Consider the following 24,079-nt stretch of genomic DNA (forward strand, 5'->3'; position numbering starts at 1 on the left):
GGCATGCGGGTCCGAGGCGATCATCGCCTCCGGGACGCCAGTGGGACCGAGCGGATGATCGGTCCCGCCGGGGCTGCCGATAGGCTGACGGACATCATGACCGAGTACCTGCGTGATGGCGCCTCCATCTATCGTCGATCGTTCGCGATCATCCGTGCCGAGTCCGACCTGTCCGCATTCGCGCCCGACGTCGCCGGTGTCGTCGTGCGGATGATCCATGCGTGCGGACAGACCGATCTGACGCGCGATGTGGTGGCCACCGAGGGCGTGGTGCGCGCCGCACGGAACGCGCTGGCCGGTGGGGCGCCGATTCTCTGCGATGCCACGATGGTCGCGAGCGGGATCACCCGCCGTCGTCTTCCCACGGACAACGAGATCCGATGCCATCTCCACGATCCCGCGGTGCCGGAGTTGGCTGAACGCATAGGTACCACCAGAACCGCTGCGGCACTGGAGCTCTGGCGACCGGTCCTCGACGGCGCCGTCGTCGCGATCGGAAACGCCCCGACCGCACTGTTCGCGTTGTTGGAGATGATCGACGCCGGGGCACCGCGGCCGGCCGCGATCGTCGGTGCGCCGGTCGGCTTCGTCGGGGCCGCCGAATCGTGCGCCGAACTGGCCGCCCGGGCCGACCTCGAGTTCATCACGGTCACCGGCAGGCGGGGCGGTTCGGCGATCACCGCTGCCGCCGTCAACGCACTGGCCAGTCCGGAGGAATGAGGCGTCGACCATGAGTGCAGAGCAATCGGTGTCATCACAGTCGGTGTCATCACAGTCGGCGCCGACGCGGCGCCTCGGCACCCTGTGGGGAGTCGGACTCGGGCCCGGTGACAGCGAACTGATGACGGTCAAGGCCGCTCGGGTGATCGGTTCCGCCGAGGTCGTGGCCTACCACTGCGCACGCCACGGACGCAGTATCGCCCGCGGGGTCGCCGAGCCGTTTCTGCGTCCGGGGACGATCGAGGAGAGGTTGATGTACCCGGTGACCACCGAGGCCGCCGACCATCCCGGCGGCTACCGCGGTGCGCTCGACGACTTCTACACCGACAGTGCCGAACTCCTCGCCACCCACCTGCGTGCGGGCCGCGACGTGGCCCTGCTCGCCGAGGGCGACCCGCTGTTCTTCAGTTCCTACATGCACATGCACAAGCGCCTGGCCGCCGAGTTCCCGACCGAGATCATCCCGGGGGTGACATCGGTGAGTGCGGCGTCGGCGGCGATCGAGGTGCCGCTGGTGGAGGCCGAGGAGACGCTGACCGTCGTACCGGGCACTCTCCCGGTGCCCCGGATGCGGGAATTGTTCGCGCACGCAGACGCTTTCGCGGTCATCAAGCTCGGCCGAACCTTCACCGGGGTGCGTGAGGCGCTGCGCGCGGCGGGCCGGCTCGACGAGGCGTGGTACGTCGAACGCGCATCGACCGCCGCCCAGAAGGTGGCCCCGGTCGCCGAGGTCGATCCCGCACAGGTGCCGTACTTCTCGATGGTGGTGGTGCCCGGGCGCATGAACAACCCGCGCGCGGATCGTCCCGCCCCGCCGCGGGCGGAGGTCGTCGTCGTCGGTCTCGGGCCGGGTGCCGACGACTGGACCACCCCGCAGGTGGAGCGTGAACTGGCGGCGGCCACCGATCTGGTCGGCTACAAGACCTATCTGGCGCGTGTGTCGCCGCGGCCGGGACAGCACATCCACGCCAGCGACAACCGGGTCGAGGCCGAACGTGCCGAGTTCGCCCTGGATCTCGCGGCCCGCGGTGCCCGAGTCGTGGTGGTCTCCTCCGGCGATCCCGGGGTGTTCGCGATGGCCTCGGCGGTGGCCGAGGTGGCCGCCGAGCCTCGGTGGGCCGATGTGCCCGTGCGGGTCGTCCCCGGTATGACCGCGGCGACTGCCGTCGCGGCGGCGGTGGGTGCGCCGCTCGGCCACGACTTCGCGGTGATCTCGCTGTCGGATCGGCTCAAACCATGGGAGGTGATCGCCGATCGGATCCGCCGCGCGGTGGCCGCCGATCTGGTGATCGCCGTCTACAACCCGGGGTCGCGCAGTCGTACCTGGCAGGTGTCGGCGCTGAAAGAGATTCTGACCGAATCGGTCTCGGCGGACCGAGTGCTCGTCCTCGGACGTGACGTCGGCGGCGCCGAGCAGTCGCTGACGGTGACCACCGTCGGTGACTTCGATCCGGCTGTCGTCGACATGCGCACGCTGATCATCATCGGGTCGTCGGCGACCCGAATCGTGCGACGTGGCGGCGGCGATCTCGTCTACACCCCGCGCAGCCACCCGAGTCGCTGAACGCCGGCGGCAGATCGGGCACTCGGCGCACCAGGTGCCGAACCGGCCGATGTCACCCGTCGGTCAGCGTCCGGACCCATGCTGCTGCCGACTCGACGTCGCCGACGGCAGTGACACCCATCGGTTCAGGTGGTCTTTCGACCATGATCACCCGAACGCCCAGTTCGGCGGCGGCGTCGAGTTTCGGGTGGGTCAACGCTCCCCCGCTGTTCTTGGTCACCAGCGTGTCGATCCGATTCTCCTGCAGCAGTGTCCGTTCGGCATCGAGGTGATAGGGACCGCGCGAACGCAGGATCGTGTGATGGGCCGGGAGCCGGCCGGTCGGCGGGTCGACCACCCGGATCAGGAACCACGCGCCGGTGACCCCGGCGAAGGCGTCGGCGTCCTGGCGTCCGGTGGTGAGCAGGATGCGGCCGTCGTGACCGGTGAGCGCCGCGGCCGCGGCGCCGATGTCGGGCACCCGCGTCCAGTGCTCACCCGGGCGTGCGACCCACGGGGCACGCCGAAGCCTCAGCAACGCTGTGTCGGTCACGGCACACGCCGTGACGGCGTGCGCGGTGATCGTGGCCGCGAACGGGTGGGTCGCGTCGACCACGGCGCGAACGTGGTTGTCGTGCAACCACCTCGACAACCCGTCGACGCCGCCGAAGCCGCCGATGCGGACCGCGCCGACGGGCAGGCGGGGCCGGGCGACCCGCCCGGCGAGCGAACTCACGATCTCGATACCGTCGTGGTGCAGGTCTGCCGCGAGGCCGCGAGCCTCCGCCGTACCGCCGAGGATCAGCACACGGCCGACGCCCGCCGGTCGGCTACCGGCCATCGGATTCTCCCCGATATCCATGGGAGTCGTTGCGCAACTTGGTCATCCGGGCCTGGGAGTACAGATAACTCTCGAGACGGTCGGGATGATCGGCGGCGTCGAGAACACGACCGACGAAGATCACCGCGGTGCGGGTGATGCCCGCGTCGGCCAGGGCGGTGGCGAGGTCGGCAAGCCGACTGCGAATGATCACCTGATCTGATCGAGAAGCGAAAGCGACGGTGGCAGTCGGGCAATCGTTGCCGTACACGGGGCTCAGCGTCTCCACGATCTGCGTGGCGCGATGGGCGGCGAGATGCAGCGCGAGTGTCACGCCCGCAGCGGCGAGGTCGGCGAGATCCTCACCGGGCGGCATGTCGGTCGACAGCGTCGACACCCGGGTGACGAGCAGACTCTGACCGATCCCGGGAACGGTCAACTCGTTCTGCAGCGCCGACGCCGCGGCGGCGAAGGCCGGAACGCCGGGCACCCATTCGACGTCGATACCCTCGGCCCGGACCCGGGTGACCTGCTCGGTCACCGCCGAGTACAGCGAGAGATCGCCCGAGTGCAGACGCGCCACATCGTGGCCGGCGCGATGCGCGTCGACGATGTGGGAGACGATCTGCTCCAACGGCATTCGCGCGGTGTCGATGATCGTGGCGTCGTCCGGGCACATCTCGAGGATCTCCGCGGGCACCAGCGATCCGGCCACCAGGGTGGTTCGGCAGCGACCGAGGATCCGGGCGCCGCGCACGGTGATGAGGTCGGCGGCACCGGGGCCCGCGCCGATCAGGAACAGGGTCACCGCGCCACCGGCCCGTCGCCGGCTTTGGTGCCCGCCCAGGTGACGATCGGCAGTGCCGGGCGCCAGGTGAGGTAGCCGCCGAGTGGTGCCGCGGTCTCCACCGCGATCCGGCGCAGCGTCGATTCGCCTGAGTCGCCGCGCATCCGATGCCACTCGGCGAGGATCGCCTGTGTCTCGATGGTCACCGCGTTGGCGACGAGCCGCCCACCGGGTCGCAACGCCGCCCACGCGGTGTCGAGCACGACCGGGGAGAGACCGCCGCCGATGAACACCGCATCGGGAATGGGCGCGTGCGCCAACGCATCCGGCGCGGCGCCACAGACCGTGACGTGTTGGGACACGCCGTGCCGGTGGGCGTTGGAGCGGAGTCGCTCTGCCCGAGCGGTATCGCGTTCGAAGGCGATGACCGCCCCGCCGGGCTGAGCGCGCAACCATTCGATCGCCACGCTGCCGGAGCCGGAACCGATGTCCCACAACGTTTGTCGGTAGGACGGTGTCAACGCGCACACGGTGAGGGCGCGGATGACGGATTTGGTGATCTGTCCGTCGTGGTCGAATTCACTCTCATCGCGACCGGGCAGTGGCGAGCGCCGCGGGCCGATGCAGTCGACGGCGATGATGTTCAGTGGGTCGACGATGGTCGCCGGATCCCAGCTGTCGGCGCTCGCGTCGGTCACCTGCTCGCGGGGTCCGGCCAGTTGTTCCAACACGGTGAACGGCGAATTGCCGAAGCCGTGGGCCACGAGAAGTTCGGCGATGCGGGCGGGGGTGGTCGCGTCGCGTGCCAGTACGAGCACCCGCCGTGCGTCGGTGATCTCGGTGAGCACGATCTCCGGGTCGGCGGTCACCGTACTGACGACCGCGACGTCGGCGAGATCCCAGCCGAGGCGGGCGCACGCGAGCGAGGCACTCGAGACCGTCGGGATCACCCGCACGCGGCGCGGTCCGACCGCCGCCACGATGGTGGCACCGAGCCCGTGGAACATCGGATCCCCGCTGGCCAGGAGATGGATCCGCAGACCGCCGGGACCGCCGTACCGGGCGAGCTCGGCGGACGACCCGGTGAGGACGGCGTCGAGATGCTCCGACATCGGCGAGCGCCAGGCAATGGTGGTGACGCCGAGATCGGGCAGCAGATCGAGTTGCCGGGCCGACCCGATGATCACTTGCGCCGAGGTGAGCTCGGACTGCGCGATGGGCGTCAGGCCGTCCCAGCCGTCGGCACCGATACCGACGACGACGAAGGTCGAGTCGTCGTGAGCGGGAACGGAATCGCTCATCGGGGCAGCCGCCGCCAGATTGCTCGCGGAAGCAGTCGCATGCCGACGAACAGCGGACGCAGGAGTGCCGGTATCCACACCTCTGATCGTCGTCTGCGGTAGGCGCGTGCGACCGCGTCGGCGACCTCGTCGGCCGTCACCGACAGCGGTGCGGGTCGGGTGCCCTGCGCCATCAACTCCGCCGTCATGTTGCCGATGACAAAGCCCGGTCGGGCCAACAACAGCCGAACACCACTGCCGTGCAACGCATCCGCAAGTCCACTGGCGAAGCCGTCGAGTCCGGCCTTGGTGGATCCGTAGACGTAATTGGCGCGGCGCACCCGAACACCCGCGACCGAGGAGAAGACGATGATGGTCCCGTTGCGTTCGGCGCGCATGGCCGTTGCGAGCGGGGTCAGCACACTGATCTGGGCGAGATAGTCGGTGTGCGCGATCTGCAGGGCATGGGCCACATCGGATTCGGCGCGCGCCTGATCGCCGAGAATGCCGAACGCCACGATCGCGATCCCGATCGGACCGTGCTCGCCGGTGAGGGTGTCGATCACCGCGGGGTGGGTCGCGGTGTCGTCGGCGTCGAAGCCCATGGCGACGACGTCGGTGGCTCCCGCCGCCAGCAAGGTCTGTCGCTGGGGCTCGAGATCGTCGGGACGGCGGGCGGCGAGGACGACGACCCGGCCGGCACACAGCCGCTCGGCCAACGCCACCCCGATCTCGCTGCGGCCACCGAAGACGACCACGGTCCCGCGATCGGACTCCACACCCTCGTCTGCCACGGGATGCAGTATCGCATCGCGCGCGCACACGCGAGGCGCCGGGCATCCGGCGCGATCACCCGCCCGCGGTCGCTACCGTGAACCCATGCCACGAACCCGCGCCGACCTCGGCTCCGACGCCCTGTCCTTTCTCGCCGAGCGCCACCTCGCGACCATCGCGACCCTGCGCGCCGACGGCACCCCGCACGTCGCGGCCGTCGGTTTCACCTACGACGAGGCGGCGGGTCTGGCGCGGGTGATCACCAGCGAGGGCAACCAGAAGGTGCGCAACGTCGAACGCGGCGGATATGCGGCGCTCACCCACGTCGACGGGCCGCGCTGGCTGACCCTGGAAGGGCCGGCCCGCATCCGTCGCGAGCCCGAGCGGGTCACCGACGCAGAACAGCGATACGCGCGGCGCTACCGCGAACCCCGGCCGAATCCGCGGCGGGTGGTCATCGAGGTCACCGTGGACCGGGTGATGGGGTCGCGCACGCTGCTCGGGGAACCACCACAGGGGTGAGAGCCCGGCCAGAGCTCTACAGCACCACGAGGTCGTGCGGCCGGACGTTGAGAGCGTCGTGGCCGTCCTCGGTGACCACCACGATGTCCTCGATCCGCGCACCCCAGTGGCCCGCGAAGTACACACCCGGTTCGACGCTGAAAGCCATTCCCGGGCGCAGGATGAGATCGTTTCCGCCCACGATGTAGGGCTCTTCGTGGACCGACAGGCCGATGCCGTGCCCGGTGCGGTGGATGAAGTTCTCGGCCAGCCCGCGCTCACTCAGCAGATCGCGGGCGGCGGCGTCGATCGACTCGGCGGTGACGCCCGGCCGCACCGACTCCACCGCACGCGCCTGCGCTTCCTGAAGGGCGGCGTAGGCGTCGGCGATCTCGACCGGCGGGGGTGCGAAGCAGTAGGTGCGGGTGGAATCGGAGTTGTATCCGGGCTCGACCGGACCGCCGATATCGATGACCACGATGTCGTCGGGCTCGATCACCCGGTCGGAGAACTCGTGGTGCGGGTCGGCGCCGTGTGGTCCGGAGCCGACGATGACGAACTCCGCCCCGGTGTGGCCCTCGGCGACGATCGCCGCGGCGATGTCGTCGGCGACGTCCTTCTCGGTGCGTCCCGGCCGCAGCCACTCACTCATGCGCGCATGCACCCGATCGATCGCCGCACCGGCCCGGCGCAGTGCCTCGATCTCCGCGTCGTCCTTGATCATTCGGAGTTCGCGCAGCACGGCGGTGGCCAGGGCCGGGGTGGCGTCGACCCGCTGCGCGATCGGCACGAGGTGCAAGGCGGGCATCGCGTCGGACACGGCGAGCCGTGGATGGTCGGGTAGGCCGGTCAAAGCCAGTCCGTGGGCGTCCTGACCGTCGACCCAGTCCACGATCTCGATACCGAGATCCGCGGCCGCCGACTCACGCACCGAGGCCAGTTCCAGACGCGCGACGACCAGGCGTGCGGTGCCGTCGGCGCCGATCACCAACGCCGTCAACCGCTCGAAGGTCTCCGCGCGCGAACCGATCAGATACCGCAGGTCCGGGCCGGGCGAGACGATCAGGGCGTCGAGTCCGGCGCCGGCGGTCAGTTCGGCCGCGCGGGCCACCCTCGTGCGGTACACATCGGAGTCGAATCGCGAAGCACTACCCATGCGGGCAGCCTACGCGGATGGCGGTGGTGGGTCGGATTCGACGCCACGGCGTCGGAGCCTCGCGCGTGATGTCGGCGCGGGATGACAGAGTTGTGGGCGTGACCGACACCGGACGATCCACCCACGGCACCCTGATGCTGCTCGACGGCGCCAGCCTGTGGTTCCGCTCCTTCTTCGCGCTGCCGGAGAAGATGACCGCACCCGACGGTCGGCCCGTGAACGCCGTCCGCGGCTTTCTCGACACCATCGCCACCCTGGTGACACGCGAGGGACCGACGCGACTGGTGGTCTGCCTCGATCTCGACTGGCGACCGTCGTTCCGTACCGACCTCATCCCCTCCTACAAGGCGCATCGGGTGGCCCAGCCGGCCGGCGACACCCACGGGGGTGGCGCTACAACCGTCGATATCGAGGAAGTTCCGGACACCCTCACCCCGCAGGTTGACATGATCCTCGAGGTGCTCGCCGCGGCCGGAGTCGCCACCTCGGGTGCAGCAGGCTGCGAGGCCGACGATGTGATCGGCACGTTGGCGTTCGCCGAGTCCACCGACGACGTGATCGTGGTGAGCGGCGACCGGGATCTGCTGCAGGTCGTCGCCGACGACCCGGTCCGCGTGCGGGTTCTCTATGTCGGTCGTGGGCTGGCGAAGGCGGAGATGATGGGTCCGGTGGAGGTCGGCGAGAAGTACGGCGTGCCCACCGAGCGTGCCGGTGCGGGGTACGCGGAGATGTCGATCCTGCGCGGTGACCCGTCCGACGGTCTGCCCGGGGTGAGCGGGATCGGCGAGAAGACCGCGGCCAAGCTCATCACCGAATACGGCGGACTCGACGAACTCGAAGCCGCGGCCGCCGATCCGTCGTCATCGCTGACGCCGCGAAACCGCAAGGCGCTCATCGCTTCCGCCGACTATCTGAGCGCCGCGCGCACGGTGGTCTTCGTCCGTACGGACGCCGAGACCGTGGAGAGCACCGACGACCGCTTACCCGCGGCACCGGCGGATCCGGGGCGTCTGGTCGAACTCGCGGCCGAACTGGGGATCGGGACGTCGGTCGGCCGCCTGTCCAAGGCTCTGGGGTGGGATCTCGACGTGCCGCGCTGATCGCGTCCGGCGTCCGGCCGCGTGTCGTGGTGTGGCCCCGGTCGGCTCAGCTGGTCGGTCGCGCCACCTGGTACTTGCCGTCGTCGTCGAGGAAGGTGACCTTGACGTTCTGCTTCTGGCCGCCGACGGTCGCCGTGCACGTGAAGGAGTTGCCCTTCTTGACCTTCTGGCCGGACGGGCAGCTCACATCCGAGACGTCGCTGGCCTGGTACTGCTCGGTGAGAACCTGTTTGACACCGTTCTGCGCGGCCGTCTGATCCAGTTCACGCGGCCACCACCACAGCCATCCGGTGACGACGATCGCGATCGCCGCGACGATCAGGACCGCGCCCACGGCGATCAGTCCCCTCCAGAGACCCTTCTTCTGCGTGGGCGCGGCCATGCCGGCGAACTGGTCGCCGGGTGCTCCGTACGCACCGTAGGGGCCGGGCTGTCCCGGTTGCGGCTGGTTGAACTGGCCGAAACCGGCGGTACCCGGCTGACTCTGGGCACCGTAGGGCGTGGTCCCGGGCTGCTGACCATACGGAGCCCCCGGCTGCTGGGCCGGGCCGCCGTACGGCGCTTGGGCTTCAGCGCCGTACGGCGCGCTCGCCTGGCCGGGCTGCTGACCGTATGGCTGGGGCTGGCCGAACTGCTGGGGCGGGCCGTAAGCCTGGCCCTGAGTGAATTGCGGGGTCTGACCGAACTGCTGGGGCTGGCTGGTGGGCGCCATCTGGGTCGGGTTGTACTGCTGACCGCTCGTCGCGCCGAATCCCGATGGCGCCGAAGGGGTTCCGTAACCCGGTGCAGGGTATCCGGGTTGCTGGGGAGGGCCAGGCTGGGCGGGATAACCGGCCGGGGTGGCGGTGGTCGGCGGCGCCTGCGGTGGCTGCTGCACGTGCCCGGGAATCTGCACGACCTCGGTCTTGCCGTCGGTTCCGGCTTCCGTCGGGTTCGCGGGTGCGGCAGGGCCGCCCGGAGCCGCGTCGCCGCCAGCCGGAGTGCCGGGAACCTTGTTGCTGGGGTCTTCCGGATTGCTCATCTGTGGTCTCCCGCCTTCGCTGCGCCGCCTGGCGTGCGCGTGTCGCCGATTCGCCCGACTCCATGGTCGGTGAACGTCCCCCGAGGTGTGTTCGGCCTGTCTCCGCCGACGTCAGCGCGGGAGGTCGCCCACCGGCCCGATCAGCAAGAAACGTTACCCCAGCGACCGCCCTCGATCACTCAATGCGCCCGACGGCGACCACTGGTGTCGATCGGACGACCGAATATCGACGGTCAGCTCAGTTCGGCGGCGACCACACCCCGGCGAATGGCCCCCACCGCCACGCGCGCGGGGCGCGCCAACGGCGAATCCTCACCCACGCACAATCGGATCTGTTCGAGCAGGTCGACGACCTGTCGATTCCAGCGGACGAAGTCTCCCGGCGAGAGCAGATGTCCGCGCTCACCGGCCGCGGCGAGCGCCTCGGTCAACGACCGTCCCGACACCCACATCGAGACCGCGATGGAGAAGCCGGTGTCGGGTTCCCGAGTCGGCGAGACGTGGTGGCGTGTCTCGACGGCGGTCACCGACCGCCAGATCGCGACGGTCTCGGAGACCGCCGCGCGCAGTGCCGGATTGCCGCTCATCGCGTCGGCACCGGAATAGCTCTCGCGACGCGACTCGAAGACCATCGCGGCGACGACGGCCGCCAGATCCGGCGGTGAGAGCTTGTCCCAGATCCCCGCCCGGATGCACTCGGTCACCACCAGGTCGCTCTCGCTGTAGATCCGGCCGAGCACCTCGCCCGTCGGGGTGACGCGCACGGTCTCGTCGACGTACTCCAGATAACCGAGTTCGCTGAGCACCCCGACGATGTGATCGAAGGTGACACCGAGCGTCGAGGTGCGCGCACCGATCCGCGCCTGCGCGTCGACGATGTCGCGCAACAGCCGGTTGCGTCGTTCGGCCAGTCGGAACAGATCGTCGGAGGCGTCGATGCCGTGGGCGGGATGAGCCTTCAGCACGTGTCGGAGCCGCTTCAACTCGGCGTCATCGGCGGCCTCGGCGCGCTTCTTGCTGCGCCGGCCCCGGGGCATCTCGATGCCCGTGGCGCGCAGCGCCGACGCAAGGTCGCGACGACCCCGCCCGGAACGACGATCAGCATTGCGCGGCAGGCGCATTCCGCCGAGGACCTCCGGAGGATTGACGAAATCGGCCACCCCTACCCGGCCGCACCAGGCGTCCTCGGTGAGGACGAGGGGTTTCGGGTCGACCGGCGCCCCGGCCGTCTCCAGCACGACCGCGATCCCGCGATGGCGCCCCGTCGGCACACCGATGACCGCACCACGTTTGAGCGCGGCGAGTTCGTCGGCGATCGCGTCACGGCCCTCGACGCGACGCCGGAACCGCAGATCCCGCTCGCGCCGCCGGATGTCCTCACGCAGGGTGATGTATCCGAGGAATCCGGCGTAGGGTTCGTCCGTGCCGTGCACGTCGTCTGACGCGTCCGGCACGCCGCCGGAGTCCCCGTCGATGCCGATCGGTCCCGGATCGATCCCCCGCCGCCGTGCGGCACCGGCGAGTTCGACGTCGAGACGCCGCAACTGACGGCTCATCTCGTCGACCTTGCGCGCCTGACCGACCACCGAACGGTCCGCCTGGAACTGCGCGAAGGAGCGGTTGAGCAGATCGCGCGACCCGGCGAGGCCGAGTCGGCCGATCAGGTTCACCGCCATGTTGTATTCCGGCGCAAAGGAACTCCGCAGCGGGAAGGTGCGGGCACCGGCCAGCCCGGCGACCTGCTCCGGGATCAGTTCCGGCGACCACACGATCACCGCGTGTCCCTCGACGTCGATGCCGCGCCGGCCCGCGCGGCCGGTCAGCTGGGTGAACTCGCCGGGGCTCAGGTCCACGTGCGCCTCGCCGTTGAACTTGACGAGCCGTTCGAGGACCACCGACCGGGCGGGCATGTTGATGCCCAGCGCCAGGGTCTCGGTGGCGAACACCATGCGGACCAGGCCGCGGACGAAGAGCTCCTCGACCGTGTGCCGGAAGGTCGGCAACAACCCGGCGTGGTGGGCGGCGAACCCGCGTCGCAGACCCGCCCGCCACTCGTCGACACCCAGGACGTCGGCGTCGGCGGGTGAGAGTTCGGTCAGATGCCGATCCACCACCTGGTCCACCGCCGCCACCTGATCGGGCGTCAGCAGGTTCAGACCCGACCGCAGGCACTGCGCGAGCGCGCCGTCACAGCCGGCGCGGGAGAAGATGAATCCGATCGCCGGGAGCAGACCCTCCTTCTCCAATCGTGCGACGACCTGCGGCCGGGGCGGGCCCGGCTTACGTCGGGGACGGCCACGCCCGCGTCGCCCGCGCTGATCGTCGTCGTCCTCGAGGAGCATCCGGTGGCGGATGAAACGCTTCAGCTCGGGATTGACCTTCGGCCGATGATCACCTGCCGCACCGTGGGAGTCGAACAGGTCGAACAGTCTGCTGCCGACCAGCATGTGTTGGGTCAGGGGCACCGGCCGGTGATCGTCGACGATAACCGTGGTGTCGCCACGAACGGTCTGGATCCACTCGCCGAACTCCTCGGCGTTGCTCACCGTCGCCGACAGGCTGACCACCCGAACCGAGGGTTCGAGATGCAGGATGACCTCTTCCCACACCGCGCCGCGGAAGCGGTCGGCGAGGAAGTGCACCTCGTCCATCACCACATGCGACAAGCCGTTCAGCGCCGGGGAGTTCGCGTAGATCATGTTGCGCACGACCTCGGTGGTCATCACCACCACCGGCGCGTCGGAGTTGATCGAGGTGTCACCGGTGAGCAGACCGACCGACGCGGCACCGTGCACCGCGACCAGATCGGCGTACTTCTGGTTGCTCAGTGCCTTGATCGGCGTGGTGTAGAAGCATTTGCTGCCCGAGGCGAGCGCCAGGTGAACGGCGAACTCGCCGACGATGGTCTTGCCCGCACCGGTGGGGGCACAGACGAGGACGCCGTGGCCGCTCTCCAGAGCGTGGCAGGCGCGGATCTGGAAATCGTCGAGACGGAAGTCCAGGCGGGCGACGAAGGTGTCGAACGCCGATCCCGCGGTGGCGGAGGGGGCGTCGAGCCGGTCGAAGGAAGTCATCGACTCCAGCATGTCACCTTCGAGGCCATCGGTGCTCTCCGTGCAGCTCCGTCGTGACCCGGTGACACATGGCCGGTGAGAGGTCGGTGGGTCAGAGGATGTCGTCGAAGGTGGATGCGTCGCGCACCCGGGCACGCGGCGTGCCCTGCTCGGCGGGGCGACTGCCGGTGCTCACCCCGCCGGCCGGCTCCAGCCGGGAGGCCACCGGTGGTGCGGACGGAGCGGGGATGGGGCCGGCCTGGTCGTCGGCCAAGGCGTCCCACTCCTGGGTGCGGCGGGTCTTGCGGCGGTCGTTGACGCGGGCGATCTGGATGGCGACCTCGAGCAGCACCGTCAGCGCCAGGGACAATGACAGCATCGTGAACGGGTCCTGGCCGGGCGTGACGATCGCCGCGAAGACGAACATGGTGAAGATGAGCCCGCGGCGCCACGCCTTGAGCTTCTGATAGCTGACGACCCCGACGAGGTTGAGCGCGACGATGAGCAGCGGTAGCTCGAAGCTCACGCCGAAGATGATCAGCAGGTGGATCATGAATCCGAAGTACTGGTCACCGGCCAGAGCGGTGACCTGTACGTCGTTACCCACGGTCAGCAGGAAGTGAAAAGCCTTGGCCACCACCAGGTACGCCATCACGGCGCCACCGACGAACAGCACCGCGGCCGCGGAGACGAAACTCATCGCGTACTTGCGTTCGTTGGCGTGCAGGCCCGGGGTCACGAACTGCCAGACCTGATACAGCCAGACGGGGCACGCCAGCACCATGCCGGCGGTCAGCGCGACCTTCAGCCGCAACATGAACTGGTCGAAGGGGCCGGTCGCGAGGAGCCGACAGCTACCGTCGGCGGTCAGTGTCGCCCGGGTCGACGGTGGTAGCGAACAGTAGGGTTCGCGCAGCAGATCGCCCAGGGACGAGACGCCGGGGATGCCGCGTGAGTACCAGATGAAGCCGACGATCGTGGTGACGACGATGGCCGCCATCGCCACGAGGAGTCGGTACCGAAGCTCCTGCAGATGCTCGACCAACGGCATGGTGCCGTCGGGATTGAGCTTGCGTTGTCGCTTACGCGGGTCGAGTGGGATCCGCACGCCGTACGCGCCTAGGCGGACTTCTTCGTATTGTCGGCCGGCGCGTTCGGAGCTGCCGCGTTGTGCGCCGGCGTCTCCGGGGAGGTCGGCAGTTCACGCGGCGGGGCGGGCTCGGCGGCGGTCGGTCGGGTCTCCCCGTCCTTCTGCATCTCCTGGACCTCGCTCTTGAAGATCCGCAGTGACTGACCCAGTCCGCGTGCGGCGTCGGGCAGCTTCTTCGATCCGAACAGCAGCACCAGAACCACCAGCACGATGACCCAGTGCCACCATGACATTGCACCCATTGAACTACCTTTCCCCGTCATTTCTCGGCCCGAGGGCCATCGTACCCCGCACCCCGGAACACCCGTCACCGCAAGTGTGACGACTCATGGTCACGCCCCCGCGGGGCCGGTGGTGTAGCGAGCCCGGGCGCGTGTGGCCTCGGCGTCGATCGCCGTCGCGATGTCGGCGTCGTCGACGACGCGCACTCGCCCGCCGAACCCGAGGAGGAAGCGGGTCAACCAGTCCGCCGAGCCATAGACCAGGCGAGCCCGGACCGGCGCGGACGAATCGGGTCGATCCTCGATCGGTTCGAGTGGCTCGACGGTGTAGTAGTCGAGAATCCACAACTCCGAGGAATCGACCTCGATGTCCACCGACGGAAGGTCGGGGTTCTCGGTGAGAATCGGCGACTGCACGGTGTGGCGCGCCTGATCGGGCGGCGCTGCCGGTTCGTCGAGCATCACCGCCTCGTCGATCCGGTCGAAGCGGAACAGCCGGACGCCCTCGCTCTCGCGGCACCACGCCTGCAGATAGGTGTGACCGTCGACGGCCTGCAGCGAGATCGGGTCGACGATCCGCCGGGTCACCACGTCGCGGCTCGCCGAGTAGTAGTTCAACGCCAGGGCACGGCTCGACCGCACCGCCTCCCGGACGATGCGATAACGGGGTGACTCGGTGAGGTCGTCGCCCGAGGCCGAGGTGAGAGGTGCGAGTCCGGAACCGCCCGCGGCACCGGGTACCGGGGCGCCGACCGCCTGCTCGATCTTGGCGATGGCCCGCCCGGCCGCTTCGCGGTCGAGGACCCCCGGGGTGTCGACGAGCGCGCGCAATGCCACCAGCAGGATGCTGGCCTCGGTCGGGGTCAGCCGCAGCGGCCGGTCCATGCCCGCGGTGAACCCGACGTGCACGTGTCCCTCGCTGAACTCGACCTCGATGAGATCGTCCGGGTAGTAGCCCGGCAGGCCGCACACGAACAGTTGCTCGAGGTCCTTGGTCAGCTGGCGCTCGGTCACCCCGAGATCGGCCGCCGCCTGATCGATCGAGATGCCGTCGTGGGCAAGGAAATACGGGACGAGCGCGAGCAGGCGGCTCAATCGGGACGGTGCAGCCTGGGCCATCAGGCACCCACCTGCGTCAGGGTGTCGAGACCATCGATGACGATCTGCCTCAGCTCCGGTGGCGACAGCACCACCGCGTCGGCGCCCGCGCCGAGCACCATCCGCGCGAGACCGGTCAGCGAGCCGATCTCGATGTCAAGGACATCGCCAGGTTCGCCGTCGTACTCCTGCGCGGTCCGGCCGGCCGCATGACGCCGCAAGCCCGCGGCGCGCCCGTCCGCCACCCACACCCGTGCAGTGCGGCCGTCGGACCCGGCTGCGGATTCCACCGCCGAGGCGACGATCGCCTGGAGATCGGTGCCATCGGGGACGGTCACCGAGCCCGGCTCGTCGACCGCCGTCACATCGGTGAGCCGGCTCAGCCGGAAGGTGCGGGTGTCGGCGCGGTCGCGATCGTGGCCGACGACATACCAGCGGCCGCGATTGGTGACCACCCCCCACGGTTCGAGAGTTCGTGACATTCCCGCCGATCCCGATCCGGCCCGATAGGTGAAGGTCACCGCGCGTTGCGCCTCGATGGCCGGCAGCAACGCTCCGAGGGTCGCCTCGCTACCCATCGACCGCGCCGAATCACCTGCGGAGATCCCGATCTCGTCGTCGGCGCGGACGTCGAATCCGGCCGCGCGCAACTTCAGGACCGCGGTCTGCGAGATGGCCGAGATCTCCGGGGTGTCCCACAGGGTGGCCGCCATCGCGATCGCGGCGGCCTCGTCCCGGTCGAACGAGATGTCGGGCAGCTCATAGCTGTCGCGATTGATGCGATAACCGTCGAGCCCCTGCCCCATCGCCGACGGCCCGGTCACCAGCGGGATGCCGAGCTCGCGCAGCTCGGTCTTGTCGCGCTCGAACATCCGGTTGAACGCCTCGGCCGACTGACCGTCGTCGTGGTACCCGACCACGTTGCGGCGGATGTACTCGGCGGTGACGAACTGCTTGGTCGCCAGCAGGCAGATCACCAGATTGAGGAGTCGCTCGACCTTCGAGACCTTGGATGATGCCACCCGTCGAGCCTACGACTCACATGGACGCGATCAGGCGATCGACGCGCTCGTCGACCGACCGGAACGGGTCCTTGCACAGCACCGTTCGTTGCGCCTGATCATTCAGCTTGAGGTGAACCCAGTCGACGGTGAAATCACGTCCGGCCTTCTGTGCTGCGGAGATGAAGTCACCGCGCAGCTTGGCCCGGGTGGTTTGCGGCGGTTCGTTCACCGCGGTCTTGATCGCCTCGTCGGTGGTGATCCGCCGCACCAGGCCCTTACGGGACAGGACGTCGAAGACGCCGCGACCGCGTTTGATGTCGTGGAACGCCAGATCGAGTTGCGCGATCTTCGGGTCGGACAGATCCATGGAGTACCGGTCCTGATAGCGCTCGAACAGCTTGCGCTTGATCACCCAGTCGATCTCGGTGTCCACACCGGAGAAGTCGCCGCTCTCCACCGCGTCGAGCATCCGGCCCCACAGATCGACCACCATGTCCATCTCCGGATCCGGGCGTCGGTTCACCAGGTGCTCGACCGCACGCGCGTGGTACTCGCGCTGGATGTCCAGGGCGCTGGCCTGGCGACCACCGGCGAGCCGGACCGGGCGACGCCCCGTGGGGTCGTGGCTGACCTCCCGGATGGCGCGAATCGGGTTGTCCAGCGCGAAATCCCGGAAGACCACACCGGCCTCGATCATCTCCAGCACCAACGCCGCCGAGCCGACCTTGAGCAGCGTCGTCATCTCCGCCATGTTGGAGTCGCCGACGATGACGTGCAGACGCCGGTACTTCTCGGCGTCGGCGTGCGGCTCGTCGCGGGTGTTGATGATCGGACGGGAACGCGTGGTCGCCGACGACACACCCTCCCAGATGTGTTCGGCACGCTGCGACAGACAGAAGGTCGCCGCCTTCGGCGTGGCAAGGACCTTCCCTGCGCCGCAGATCAGCTGCCGGGTCACCAGGAACGGCAACAGCACGTCGGAGATGCGGGAGAACTCGCCCGCGCGCACCACCAGGTAGTTCTCGTGGCACCCGTAGGAGTTGCCGGCCGAGTCGGTGTTGTTCTTGAACAGGTAGATGTCACCACCGATGCCCTCGTCGGCCAGGCGCTGCTCGGCGTCGATCAGCAGGTCCTCGAGGACGAGCTCACCCGCGCGGTCGTGATTGATCAGCTGGACCAGACCATCGCATTCGGCGGTCGCGTACTCCGGATGCGACCCGACATCGAGGTAGAGCCGCGCGCCGTTCTGCAGGAACACATTCGACGACCGGCCCCACGAGACGACCCGACGGAACAGATAGCGGGCCACCTCGTCGGGACTGAGTCGGCGATGACCGTGAAAGGTGCACGTGACACCGAATTCCGTCTCGATGCCCATGATTCGACGCTGCACGTGATCAACCCTACCCGCGCGCCGCCACGGCGACCTGCCGGACGCGCGAGCCGACCACGCCGTCCGCGGGCGGGACGAACGTGCTCACTGTGCCGCGGGATCGGCGGAACCCGCGGTGGACTCACCCGGCTCGTCCGGGGCGTCGGCACCGGCGACGGTGCCCTCGGCGTCACCGCCCTGGTCGACGCTCGAGAGCAACTCCGCCACGCGCGCGGCGGTCAGCCGCTTGAACGCCCGACGGGGCCGATTGCGGTCGAGGACCGCGACCTCGAGATCACCCGGGGTGAGTTCCCGTGGCGTGGCCGCGGCACCGTTGCCGGTGTCGGTGGGAGTGGCCAGTGCGGCGACCGCCACCGAGAGCGCATGCGCGAGATCGAGATCCGGGGTGTAGCTGTCCTTGAGGGCGGCCGCGATGGATTCGGTGGCACCACCCATCACCAGAAACCGCGTCTCGTCGGAGATCGAGCCGTCGTAACCGATGCGGTAGAGCTGGGAGGGCTTCGGCTTGCCCGGACGGGCCACCTCGGCGACGCACAGCTCGACCTCGTAGGGCTTGGCCTGCTCGGTGAACACCGATCCGAGTGCGTTGGCATAGGTATTGGCCAGACTCAGCGCCGACACGTCGTTGCGGTCATAGCTGTACCCGCGCATGTCCGCGAGCTGGATTCCGGCCTTGCGTAGACTCTCGAACTCGTTGTACTTGCCCACCGCGGCAAACCCGATGCGATCGTAGATCTCACTGGTCTTGCGCAGCGTGTTCGACGGGTTCTCCGCGACGAACAGCACACCGTCGGCGTAGGTCAGGATGACCACGCTGCGACCGCGGGCAATACCCTTGCGCGCCAACTCCGAGCGGTCGCGCATGATCTGCTCGGCACTGGCGTAATACGGAAACGTCACCGCGGATCTCCTTCGTGCTCGGCGGCGCGGCGATCGATGATCGCGCGTGCGGCCGCCTCGATCGCCTCCGAGTCGACCTCGTGGGCACCCTGCGCACCCACCACGACCGCCAACGGGAAGATCTTGCGGACCAGGTCGGGACCACCGGTGGCGGTGTCGTCATCGGCAGCGTCGTAGAGGGCCTCCACGGCCACCGCCAGCGCGCCGTCGGCGTCGAGATCGCGACGGTAGAGCTTCTTCATCGATGACTTGGCGAACACCGAACCGGAACCGATCGCGGTGTACCCGCCGAACTCCTCGTGACGGTCACCGGCGACGTCGAAGGAGAAGATCCGACCGCGCTCGGTGGGGTCGTCGTGATCGATGTCGTAACCGACCAGCAGCGGGATCGCCGCCAGACCCTGAAGCGCCGCACCGAGATTGCCGCGCACCATCGAGGCCAGCCGGCTCACCTTGCCGTCCAGCGTGAGCGGCACACCCTCGATCTTCTCGTAATGCTCGAGCTCGACGGTGAACAAGCGGACCATCTCGATCGCGATACCCGCGGTGCCGGCGATACCGGCCGCTGAGTACTCGTCGGTGATGTAGACCTTCTGCACATCCCGAGTGGCGATGAGGTTGCCCATCGTCGCGCGCCGGTCACCGGCGAGCACCACCCCGCCGGGATAGCTCACCGCCACGATGGTGGTGCCGTGCGGGATCTCGGAGGTGTCGGTCGCGGCGCTCATGTGCTGTGCACGAGCACCCGGTAACTGCTCCGGAGCGTGCACCCGGAGGTAATCACTGAACGAGGAGATGTCCGCGCCAAGGGAAAGTGCCGGTCGCCGAACGGGATTGGGGAACAGTGAATCGAACCCGTCGCTCACTGGCCGCCCTTCTGCACATAGGCACGCACGAAGTCCTCGGCGTTCTCCTCGAGCACGTCGTCGATCTCGTCGAGCAGATCGTCGGTGTCCTCGGTCAGCTTCTCGCGTCGTTCCTGACCCGCACCACCGTCCGAGCCGAGGTCGTCGTCGTCTCCGCCGCCGCCGCGCTTGGTCTGTTCCTGCGCCATCTGCACTCCTTAGTGTTGGCGAAGCCTCCGGCTTCGCGTGTGTTCACGCCCGAGAGCACCACTCTTCGTCGTCGGAGACGTCGCTCGCTGCGCTCACTGGTCTCCTCCTCCTGCATCGCGGTGCGGCGCGAACACGCCGTGCCACCATCACCCGAGTCGTATACGGGTTGTCGTCGTACCCGCTCGCTGGTGTATGACCACACTACCGGCGCAGACCCGTTCTGGGCGGTCGTAACACGACGACGTCTGCGAGGTCGATCAGGTCGTCAGCTGCTCGACGAGGTCGGCTGCGGAGTCCACGGAGTCGAGCAGCTTGCCGACGTGGGCTCGGCTGCCGCGCAACGGCTCCAGCGTCGGTATGCGCACCAGCGAGTCGCCGCCGAGATCGAAGATCACCGAATCCCAGCTCGCCGCGGCCACGTCGGCGCCGAAGCGTCGCAGGCACTCACCACGGAAGTAGGCGCGGGTGTTGGTCGGTGGTTCGGTGATCGCCCGCGTCACCTGCGCCTCGTCGACCAGACGTTTCATCGATCCGCGCGCCACGAGCCGGTTGTAGAGACCCTTCTCCAGGCGCACATCGGAGTACTGCAGATCGATCAACTGCAGGCGGGGCGCCGACCACCCGAGGCCCTCGCGCTGCCGGAAGCCCTCCAGAATCCGCAGCTTCGCCGGCCAGTCGAGGATGTCGGCACACTCGAGCGGATCCCGTTCGAGACGGTCGAGGACGTCGGCCCACGTGGCCAGGACGTGCATGGCCCGCTCGTCGTCGGAGTGCTCCCGCTCGTGGAACCGGACGCAGCGGTCGAGATACTCACGCTGCAGCGCCAGGCCGGTGAGTTCGCGCCCGTCGGTCAGCGCGACGGTCGCGGCCAGGCTCGGATCGTGACTGATCGTGTGCACCGCCTGCACGGGGCGTGCGAGTTCGAGGTCGGAGAAATCGACTCCGGCCTCGATGAGATCGAGCACCAGCGAGGTGGTGCCGACCTTGAGGTAGGTGGCGGTCTCGGCGAGGTTCGCGTCGCCGATGATCACGTGCAGACGCCGATAGCGTTCCGGGTCGGCGTGCGGCTCGTCGCGGGTGTTGATGATCCCGCGCTTGAGGGTGGTCTCCAGCCCCACCTCAACCTCGACGTAGTCGGAGCGCTGGGAGAGTTGGTATCCCGCCTCGTCGCCGGACTGCCCGATGCCGACGCGGCCGGAGCCGGTAATCACCTGACGCGAGGCGAAGAACGTCGTGAGACCGCCGATGACCGCGGTGAACGGGGTCTCCCGGTTCATCAGATAGTTCTCGTGGGTGCCGTACGAGGCACCCTTGCCGTCGATGTTGTTCTTGTAGAGCTGCAGACGCGGGGCGCCCGGCACACTCGCGACATGGCGTGCGGCGGCCTCCATGACCCGCTCCCCCGCCTTGTCCCAGATCACCGCATCCATCGGGTCGGTGACCTCGGGCGCGGAGTACTCGGGATGGGCGTGATCGACGTAGAGCCGCGCGCCGTTGGTGAGGATCATGTTCGCGGCGCCGATCTCGTCGGCGTCGATGATCGGTGCCGGACCCGAGCCGCGGCCGAGATCGAACCCGCGCGCGTCGCGCAGCGGCGACTCCACCTCGTAATCCCACCGCGTGCGCTTGGCGCGAGGCACGCCGGCCGCCGCCGCATAGGCCAACACCGCCTGGGTGGAGGTCATGATCGGATTCGCGGTCGGGTCCCCCGGAGCCGAGATGCCGTACTCGACCTCGGTACCGATGATTCGCTGCATACACCGAGCCTAGAGGTCGCTCGCCGACACCACCGATCCCACCCACCGGGGCGCCGACGGGTGAGAGGCCCGGGCGCCGTGGTCGGGATGGGTACGCGTCGATGAACACCACCCCGCTTGCGGTGCGCACGGTCGCCGTCGTCGGTAGCGTCTACGCCGTGAAAGCCTTCCGCCGGTTCACCGTCCGCGTGCCGCTCCCGGCCCCCCTCGCCGACCTCGACGTCCTGGCCCGCAATCTGCGCTGGGTGTGGCACAGCGACACCCAGGATCTGTTCGCCACGATCGACCCTGATCTGTGGCACTCCTTCGCCGATCCGCTACGCCTGCTCGCCGAGGTCGATCCGGCGCGACTGGCCGAACTCGCCGACGACGACGGCTTCCGCGGCCGGCTCGAAGCGCTGCGCGCGGAGCTCGACACCTATCGGGCCGAGCCACAGTGGTTCGGTCGGCAGGAACGCGACGGTGTGCCGATGCCCCCGGGTATCGCCTACTTCTCGATGGAATTCGGGATCTCCGAGGTGCTACCGATCTACTCCGGCGGCCTGGGCATCCTGGCCGGCGACCATCTCAAGGCGGCCTCGGATCTGGGCCTGCCGCTCATCGGGGTCGGCCTGTTCTACCGCTCGGGCTACTTTCGGCAGAGCCTCTCGCACGACGGCTGGCAGATCGAGCGATACCCCGTCAACGATCCGGGGCTGCTGCCGCTGGACCTGCTGACCGACGGCGAGCATGCGGTCGACATCACCGTGTCGATGCCCGGCGGACGCACCCTGCACGCCCAGGTCTGGGTCGCCACCGTGGGCCGGATCCCGTTGCTGCTGCTCGACACCGACATCCCGGCCAACGACGACGAGCTGCGATCGGTGACCGACCGGCTCTACGGCGGCGACCAGGACCATCGGATCAAGCAGGAGATCCTCCTCGGTATCGGCGGGGTGCGCGCACTGCGTGCCTTCATCGCGGCCACCGGCCGCCCCGAGCCCACGGTGTTCCACATGAACGAGGGACATGCGGGCTTCCTCGGCGCCGAACGCGTCCGCGAACTCGTCGAGTCGGGGCTCGATGTTGGCTCCGCGGAGTCGGTGGTACGCGCGTCCAACATCTTCACCACCCACACCCCGGTCCCCGCGGGCATCGACCGCTTCGGCAAGGATCTGGTCTCGTTCTATCTCGACGCCGACCCCGGTGGCGGGTCCCGGTTGCTGCCCGGGCTGTCCGCGGCGACGGTCCTCGAACTCGGCAACGAGGGCGATCCCGGAATATTCAACATGGCGCACATGGGTTTTCGGCTCGGCCAGCGGTCGAACGGAGTGTCGCAGCTGCACGGCGAGGTCAGCCGGGAGATGTTCGCCGGGCTCTGGCCGGGCTTCGACGCCGACGAGGTGCCGATCGGGGCGATCACCAATGGCGTACACGGGTTCACCTGGGTCGCGCGCCCCTGGCGCGAACTCGTCGGCGTCGACGAGGACTCGGCGGCATCCCGGTACGCCGACTTGTCGTCGGCCGATCTGTGGAAAACCCGGCAGACGCTTCGCGGCGGACTGGTCGACGAGGTGCGCCGACGCGCACATGCCAGCGGCCGTGATCGCGGTTTCAGCGAGGTCGAATTGTCCTGGACCGCAGATCTCTTCGACCCCGAGGTGCTGACCATCGGCTTCGCGCGGCGCGCCGCGACGTACAAGCGGCTGACGCTCATGTTGCGCGACCCCGAACGTCTCAAGCGCATCCTCACCGACCCGCAGCGTCCGGTGCAACTGGTCATCGCGGGCAAGGCGCACCCGGCCGACGACGGCGGCAAGGCGCTCATCCAGCAGGTGGTCCGCTTCACCGAGGACCCGGCGATCCGCGATCGCATCGTGTTCCTGCCCGACTACGACATCTCGATGGCACGGCACATCTACGCCGGCTGCGACGTCTGGCTCAACAACCCGGTGCGGCCGATGGAGGCCTGCGGTACCTCGGGAATGAAGTCGGCGCTCAACGGCGGCCTGAATCTGTCCATCCTCGACGGATGGTGGGACGAGATGGCCGACGGCGAGAACGGCTGGGCCATCCCGTCGGCCGAGGGCGTCACCGATGAGAACCGGCGCGACGACCTCGAGGCCGAGGCCCTGTACTCGCTGCTGGAGAACTCGGTCATCCCGTTGTTCTATGCGCGTGAGACCAGCGGCCTGCCTGAGCGCTGGGTCGAGATGGTCCGGCACACGCTGTCGGTCCTCGGTCCGAAGGTGCTCGCCTCCCGGATGGTCCGCGACTACACCACCGAGCTGTATGCGCCCGCGGCGCAGTCGTTCACGGCCGCGGTCGCCGACGACTACGCGGCGGCCCGGGACCTCGCCGTCTACCGCAGGCGGGTCGAGGCGGCGTGGCCGTCGGTGATGATCGCGGGGCTCGACGAGTCCGGCGACCCGGGTGCCCGGCAACTGCAGCTGACCGCCCAGGTCGGTCTCGGGGGGATGGCCGCCGACGAGGTGACGGTCGAAGCGGTTCTCGGGCGGGTCGACGACGCCGGCGACATCGTCGAACCGACCGTGTCGCCGATGAGTCCCGCCGGTGGTCCCGACGCCTCGGGGCGGGTGGCCTTCACCACGACGGTCACCCCGCACCGTTCCGGTGTACTCGGCTACACCGCGCGCGTGCTGCCGCGCCAGCGGCTGCTCGCCGACGACGCCGAACTCGGACTGGTGCGCTACCCGGCGCCGGCCGGCGGCTGAGCGACGGGCTCGGAGGCCGCGCGCGTCTGCGG

The 24,079-nt window shown here is 68.9% G+C and carries 21 protein-coding genes; 5 read left to right on the forward strand and 16 right to left on the reverse strand.

From position 1 onward, the window contains the following. Nucleotides 1-96 precede the first annotated feature (96 nt). Together QNM97_RS11015 and cobJ are read left to right on the forward strand one after the other, a co-directional pair. Complete coding sequence (locus QNM97_RS11015; protein ID WP_283822756.1) at nucleotides 97-720, forward strand: precorrin-8X methylmutase; 624 nt, start codon at nucleotides 97-99, stop codon at nucleotides 718-720. A 10-nt stretch (nucleotides 721-730) separates the two neighbouring features. Then, nucleotides 731-2,284, forward strand: a complete 1,554-nt coding sequence (gene cobJ, locus QNM97_RS11020) for a precorrin-3B C(17)-methyltransferase (RefSeq protein WP_283822757.1) — start codon at nucleotides 731-733, stop codon at nucleotides 2,282-2,284. 52 nt (nucleotides 2,285-2,336) lie between these two features. Here the strand turns inward: cobJ and QNM97_RS11025 are convergent, their stop codons facing one another. From QNM97_RS11025 to dprE2, 4 genes are read right to left on the reverse strand one after another with little or no spacing between them, the layout of a single operon-like run. Further along, nucleotides 2,337-3,104, reverse strand: coding sequence for a cobalt-precorrin-6A reductase (locus tag QNM97_RS11025; RefSeq protein ID WP_502875027.1), 768 nt, complete (start codon nucleotides 3,102-3,104; stop codon nucleotides 2,337-2,339). Further along, on the reverse strand, nucleotides 3,094-3,891 hold the full coding sequence (locus tag QNM97_RS11030) for a cobalt-precorrin-4/precorrin-4 C(11)-methyltransferase (protein ID WP_283822759.1): 798 nt from the start codon (nucleotides 3,889-3,891) through the stop codon (nucleotides 3,094-3,096). The genes QNM97_RS11025 and QNM97_RS11030 overlap by 11 nt, the downstream gene beginning before the upstream one ends. Then, nucleotides 3,888-5,171 carry a precorrin-6y C5,15-methyltransferase (decarboxylating) subunit CbiE gene (gene cbiE, locus QNM97_RS11035; protein WP_283822760.1) on the reverse strand — a complete coding sequence of 428 codons (1,284 nt, stop codon included), beginning with the start codon at nucleotides 5,169-5,171 and terminating at the stop codon, nucleotides 3,888-3,890. The genes QNM97_RS11030 and cbiE overlap by 4 nt, the downstream gene beginning before the upstream one ends. Continuing rightward, entirely contained in the window at nucleotides 5,168-5,944 is a 777-nt protein-coding gene (gene dprE2, locus QNM97_RS11040; RefSeq protein WP_283822761.1) for a decaprenylphospho-beta-D-erythro-pentofuranosid-2-ulose 2-reductase, read from the reverse strand. The genes cbiE and dprE2 overlap by 4 nt, the downstream gene beginning before the upstream one ends. Nucleotides 5,945-6,029: 85 nt before the next feature. Between dprE2 and QNM97_RS11045 the strand changes: the two genes are divergently transcribed. After that, nucleotides 6,030-6,446, forward strand: a complete 417-nt coding sequence (locus tag QNM97_RS11045; protein WP_283822762.1) for a pyridoxamine 5'-phosphate oxidase family protein — start codon at nucleotides 6,030-6,032, stop codon at nucleotides 6,444-6,446. Between the two features lie 16 nt (nucleotides 6,447-6,462). On the opposite strand, the gene QNM97_RS11050 is transcribed toward QNM97_RS11045, so the two are convergent. Then, entirely contained in the window at nucleotides 6,463-7,581 is a 1,119-nt protein-coding gene (locus tag QNM97_RS11050) for a M24 family metallopeptidase (RefSeq protein ID WP_283822763.1), read from the reverse strand. A 134-nt stretch (nucleotides 7,582-7,715) separates the two neighbouring features. Between QNM97_RS11050 and QNM97_RS11055 the strand changes: the two genes are divergently transcribed. Continuing rightward, the gene (locus QNM97_RS11055) at nucleotides 7,716-8,681 is read left to right on the forward strand and encodes a 5'-3' exonuclease (RefSeq protein ID WP_283823168.1); all 966 of its coding nucleotides are present in this window, start codon (nucleotides 7,716-7,718) and stop codon (nucleotides 8,679-8,681) included. A 46-nt stretch (nucleotides 8,682-8,727) separates the two neighbouring features. On the opposite strand, the gene QNM97_RS11060 is transcribed toward QNM97_RS11055, so the two are convergent. The 11 genes from QNM97_RS11060 to dop form a co-directional block, all read right to left on the reverse strand. Next, nucleotides 8,728-9,702 (reverse strand): DUF4333 domain-containing protein, encoded by a 975-nt coding sequence (locus QNM97_RS11060; RefSeq protein WP_283822764.1) that lies wholly within the window; start codon nucleotides 9,700-9,702, stop codon nucleotides 8,728-8,730. Between the two features lie 233 nt (nucleotides 9,703-9,935). After that, nucleotides 9,936-12,776, reverse strand: a complete 2,841-nt coding sequence (locus QNM97_RS11065; RefSeq protein WP_283822765.1) for a DEAD/DEAH box helicase — start codon at nucleotides 12,774-12,776, stop codon at nucleotides 9,936-9,938. Nucleotides 12,777-12,867: 91 nt separating this feature from the next. Next, nucleotides 12,868-13,863, reverse strand: coding sequence for a twin-arginine translocase subunit TatC (gene tatC, locus QNM97_RS11070; RefSeq protein WP_283822766.1), 996 nt, complete (start codon nucleotides 13,861-13,863; stop codon nucleotides 12,868-12,870). Nucleotides 13,864-13,874: 11 nt separating this feature from the next. Beyond that, nucleotides 13,875-14,147 carry a Sec-independent protein translocase subunit TatA gene (tatA, locus tag QNM97_RS11075; RefSeq protein WP_208791227.1) on the reverse strand — a complete coding sequence of 91 codons (273 nt, stop codon included), beginning with the start codon at nucleotides 14,145-14,147 and terminating at the stop codon, nucleotides 13,875-13,877. Between the two features lie 90 nt (nucleotides 14,148-14,237). Then, nucleotides 14,238-15,245 (reverse strand): helix-turn-helix transcriptional regulator, encoded by a 1,008-nt coding sequence (locus tag QNM97_RS11080; RefSeq protein WP_283822768.1) that lies wholly within the window; start codon nucleotides 15,243-15,245, stop codon nucleotides 14,238-14,240. Continuing rightward, nucleotides 15,245-16,246 (reverse strand): helix-turn-helix transcriptional regulator, encoded by a 1,002-nt coding sequence (locus QNM97_RS11085; RefSeq protein WP_283822769.1) that lies wholly within the window; start codon nucleotides 16,244-16,246, stop codon nucleotides 15,245-15,247. Before QNM97_RS11085 ends, QNM97_RS11080 begins: the two co-directional genes overlap by 1 nt. A gap of 16 nt (nucleotides 16,247-16,262) precedes the next feature. Further along, a complete protein-coding gene (gene pafA / locus QNM97_RS11090) occupies nucleotides 16,263-17,621 on the reverse strand; it encodes a Pup--protein ligase (protein ID WP_014360026.1) in 1,359 nt (452 codons plus the stop codon). An 84-nt stretch (nucleotides 17,622-17,705) separates the two neighbouring features. Beyond that, the gene (gene prcA, locus QNM97_RS11095; RefSeq protein WP_283822770.1) at nucleotides 17,706-18,521 is read right to left on the reverse strand and encodes a proteasome subunit alpha; all 816 of its coding nucleotides are present in this window, start codon (nucleotides 18,519-18,521) and stop codon (nucleotides 17,706-17,708) included. Further along, a complete protein-coding gene (prcB, locus tag QNM97_RS11100) occupies nucleotides 18,518-19,387 on the reverse strand; it encodes a proteasome subunit beta (RefSeq protein WP_208791223.1) in 870 nt (289 codons plus the stop codon). The genes prcA and prcB overlap by 4 nt, the downstream gene beginning before the upstream one ends. After that, nucleotides 19,384-19,575, reverse strand: coding sequence for a ubiquitin-like protein Pup (locus QNM97_RS11105; RefSeq protein WP_006370159.1), 192 nt, complete (start codon nucleotides 19,573-19,575; stop codon nucleotides 19,384-19,386). The genes prcB and QNM97_RS11105 overlap by 4 nt, the downstream gene beginning before the upstream one ends. 258 nt (nucleotides 19,576-19,833) lie before the next feature. After that, nucleotides 19,834-21,333: a depupylase/deamidase Dop gene (gene dop, locus QNM97_RS11110; protein WP_283822771.1), complete on the reverse strand. Its 1,500-nt coding sequence runs from the start codon at nucleotides 21,331-21,333 to the stop codon at nucleotides 19,834-19,836. Nucleotides 21,334-21,491: 158 nt separating this feature from the next. Here dop and glgP point away from each other — a divergent pair, with 158 nt between their 5' ends. Continuing rightward, complete coding sequence (glgP, locus tag QNM97_RS11115) at nucleotides 21,492-24,047, forward strand: alpha-glucan family phosphorylase (protein ID WP_283823169.1); 2,556 nt, start codon at nucleotides 21,492-21,494, stop codon at nucleotides 24,045-24,047. Nucleotides 24,048-24,079: the final 32 nt, after the last annotated feature.

Source organism: Gordonia sp. L191 (genome assembly GCF_030077625.1).
GTDB lineage: Bacteria > Actinomycetota > Actinomycetes > Mycobacteriales > Mycobacteriaceae > Gordonia > Gordonia polyisoprenivorans_A.

Excerpts from the sequence above, each read along its gene's own strand:
- QNM97_RS11015 (WP_283822756.1), top strand. The coding sequence starts at position 97 with ATGACCGAGTACCTGCGTGATGGCGCCTCCATCTATCGTCGATCGTTC.
- cobJ (WP_283822757.1), top strand. The coding sequence starts at position 731 with ATGAGTGCAGAGCAATCGGTGTCATCACAGTCGGTGTCATCACAGTCG.
- QNM97_RS11025 (WP_502875027.1), bottom strand. The coding sequence starts at position 3,104 with ATGGCCGGTAGCCGACCGGCGGGCGTCGGCCGTGTGCTGATCCTCGGC.
- cbiE (WP_283822760.1), bottom strand. The coding sequence starts at position 5,171 with ATGAGCGATTCCGTTCCCGCTCACGACGACTCGACCTTCGTCGTCGTC.
- QNM97_RS11045 (WP_283822762.1), top strand. The coding sequence starts at position 6,030 with ATGCCACGAACCCGCGCCGACCTCGGCTCCGACGCCCTGTCCTTTCTC.
- QNM97_RS11050 (WP_283822763.1), bottom strand. The coding sequence starts at position 7,581 with ATGGGTAGTGCTTCGCGATTCGACTCCGATGTGTACCGCACGAGGGTG.
- QNM97_RS11055 (WP_283823168.1), top strand. The coding sequence starts at position 7,716 with ATGCTGCTCGACGGCGCCAGCCTGTGGTTCCGCTCCTTCTTCGCGCTG.
- QNM97_RS11060 (WP_283822764.1), bottom strand. The coding sequence starts at position 9,702 with ATGAGCAATCCGGAAGACCCCAGCAACAAGGTTCCCGGCACTCCGGCT.
- QNM97_RS11065 (WP_283822765.1), bottom strand. The coding sequence starts at position 12,776 with ATGACTTCCTTCGACCGGCTCGACGCCCCCTCCGCCACCGCGGGATCG.
- tatA (WP_208791227.1), bottom strand. The coding sequence starts at position 14,147 with ATGGGTGCAATGTCATGGTGGCACTGGGTCATCGTGCTGGTGGTTCTG.
- QNM97_RS11080 (WP_283822768.1), bottom strand. The coding sequence starts at position 15,245 with ATGGCCCAGGCTGCACCGTCCCGATTGAGCCGCCTGCTCGCGCTCGTC.
- QNM97_RS11105 (WP_006370159.1), bottom strand. The coding sequence starts at position 19,575 with ATGGCGCAGGAACAGACCAAGCGCGGCGGCGGCGGAGACGACGACGAC.
- dop (WP_283822771.1), bottom strand. The coding sequence starts at position 21,333 with ATGCAGCGAATCATCGGTACCGAGGTCGAGTACGGCATCTCGGCTCCG.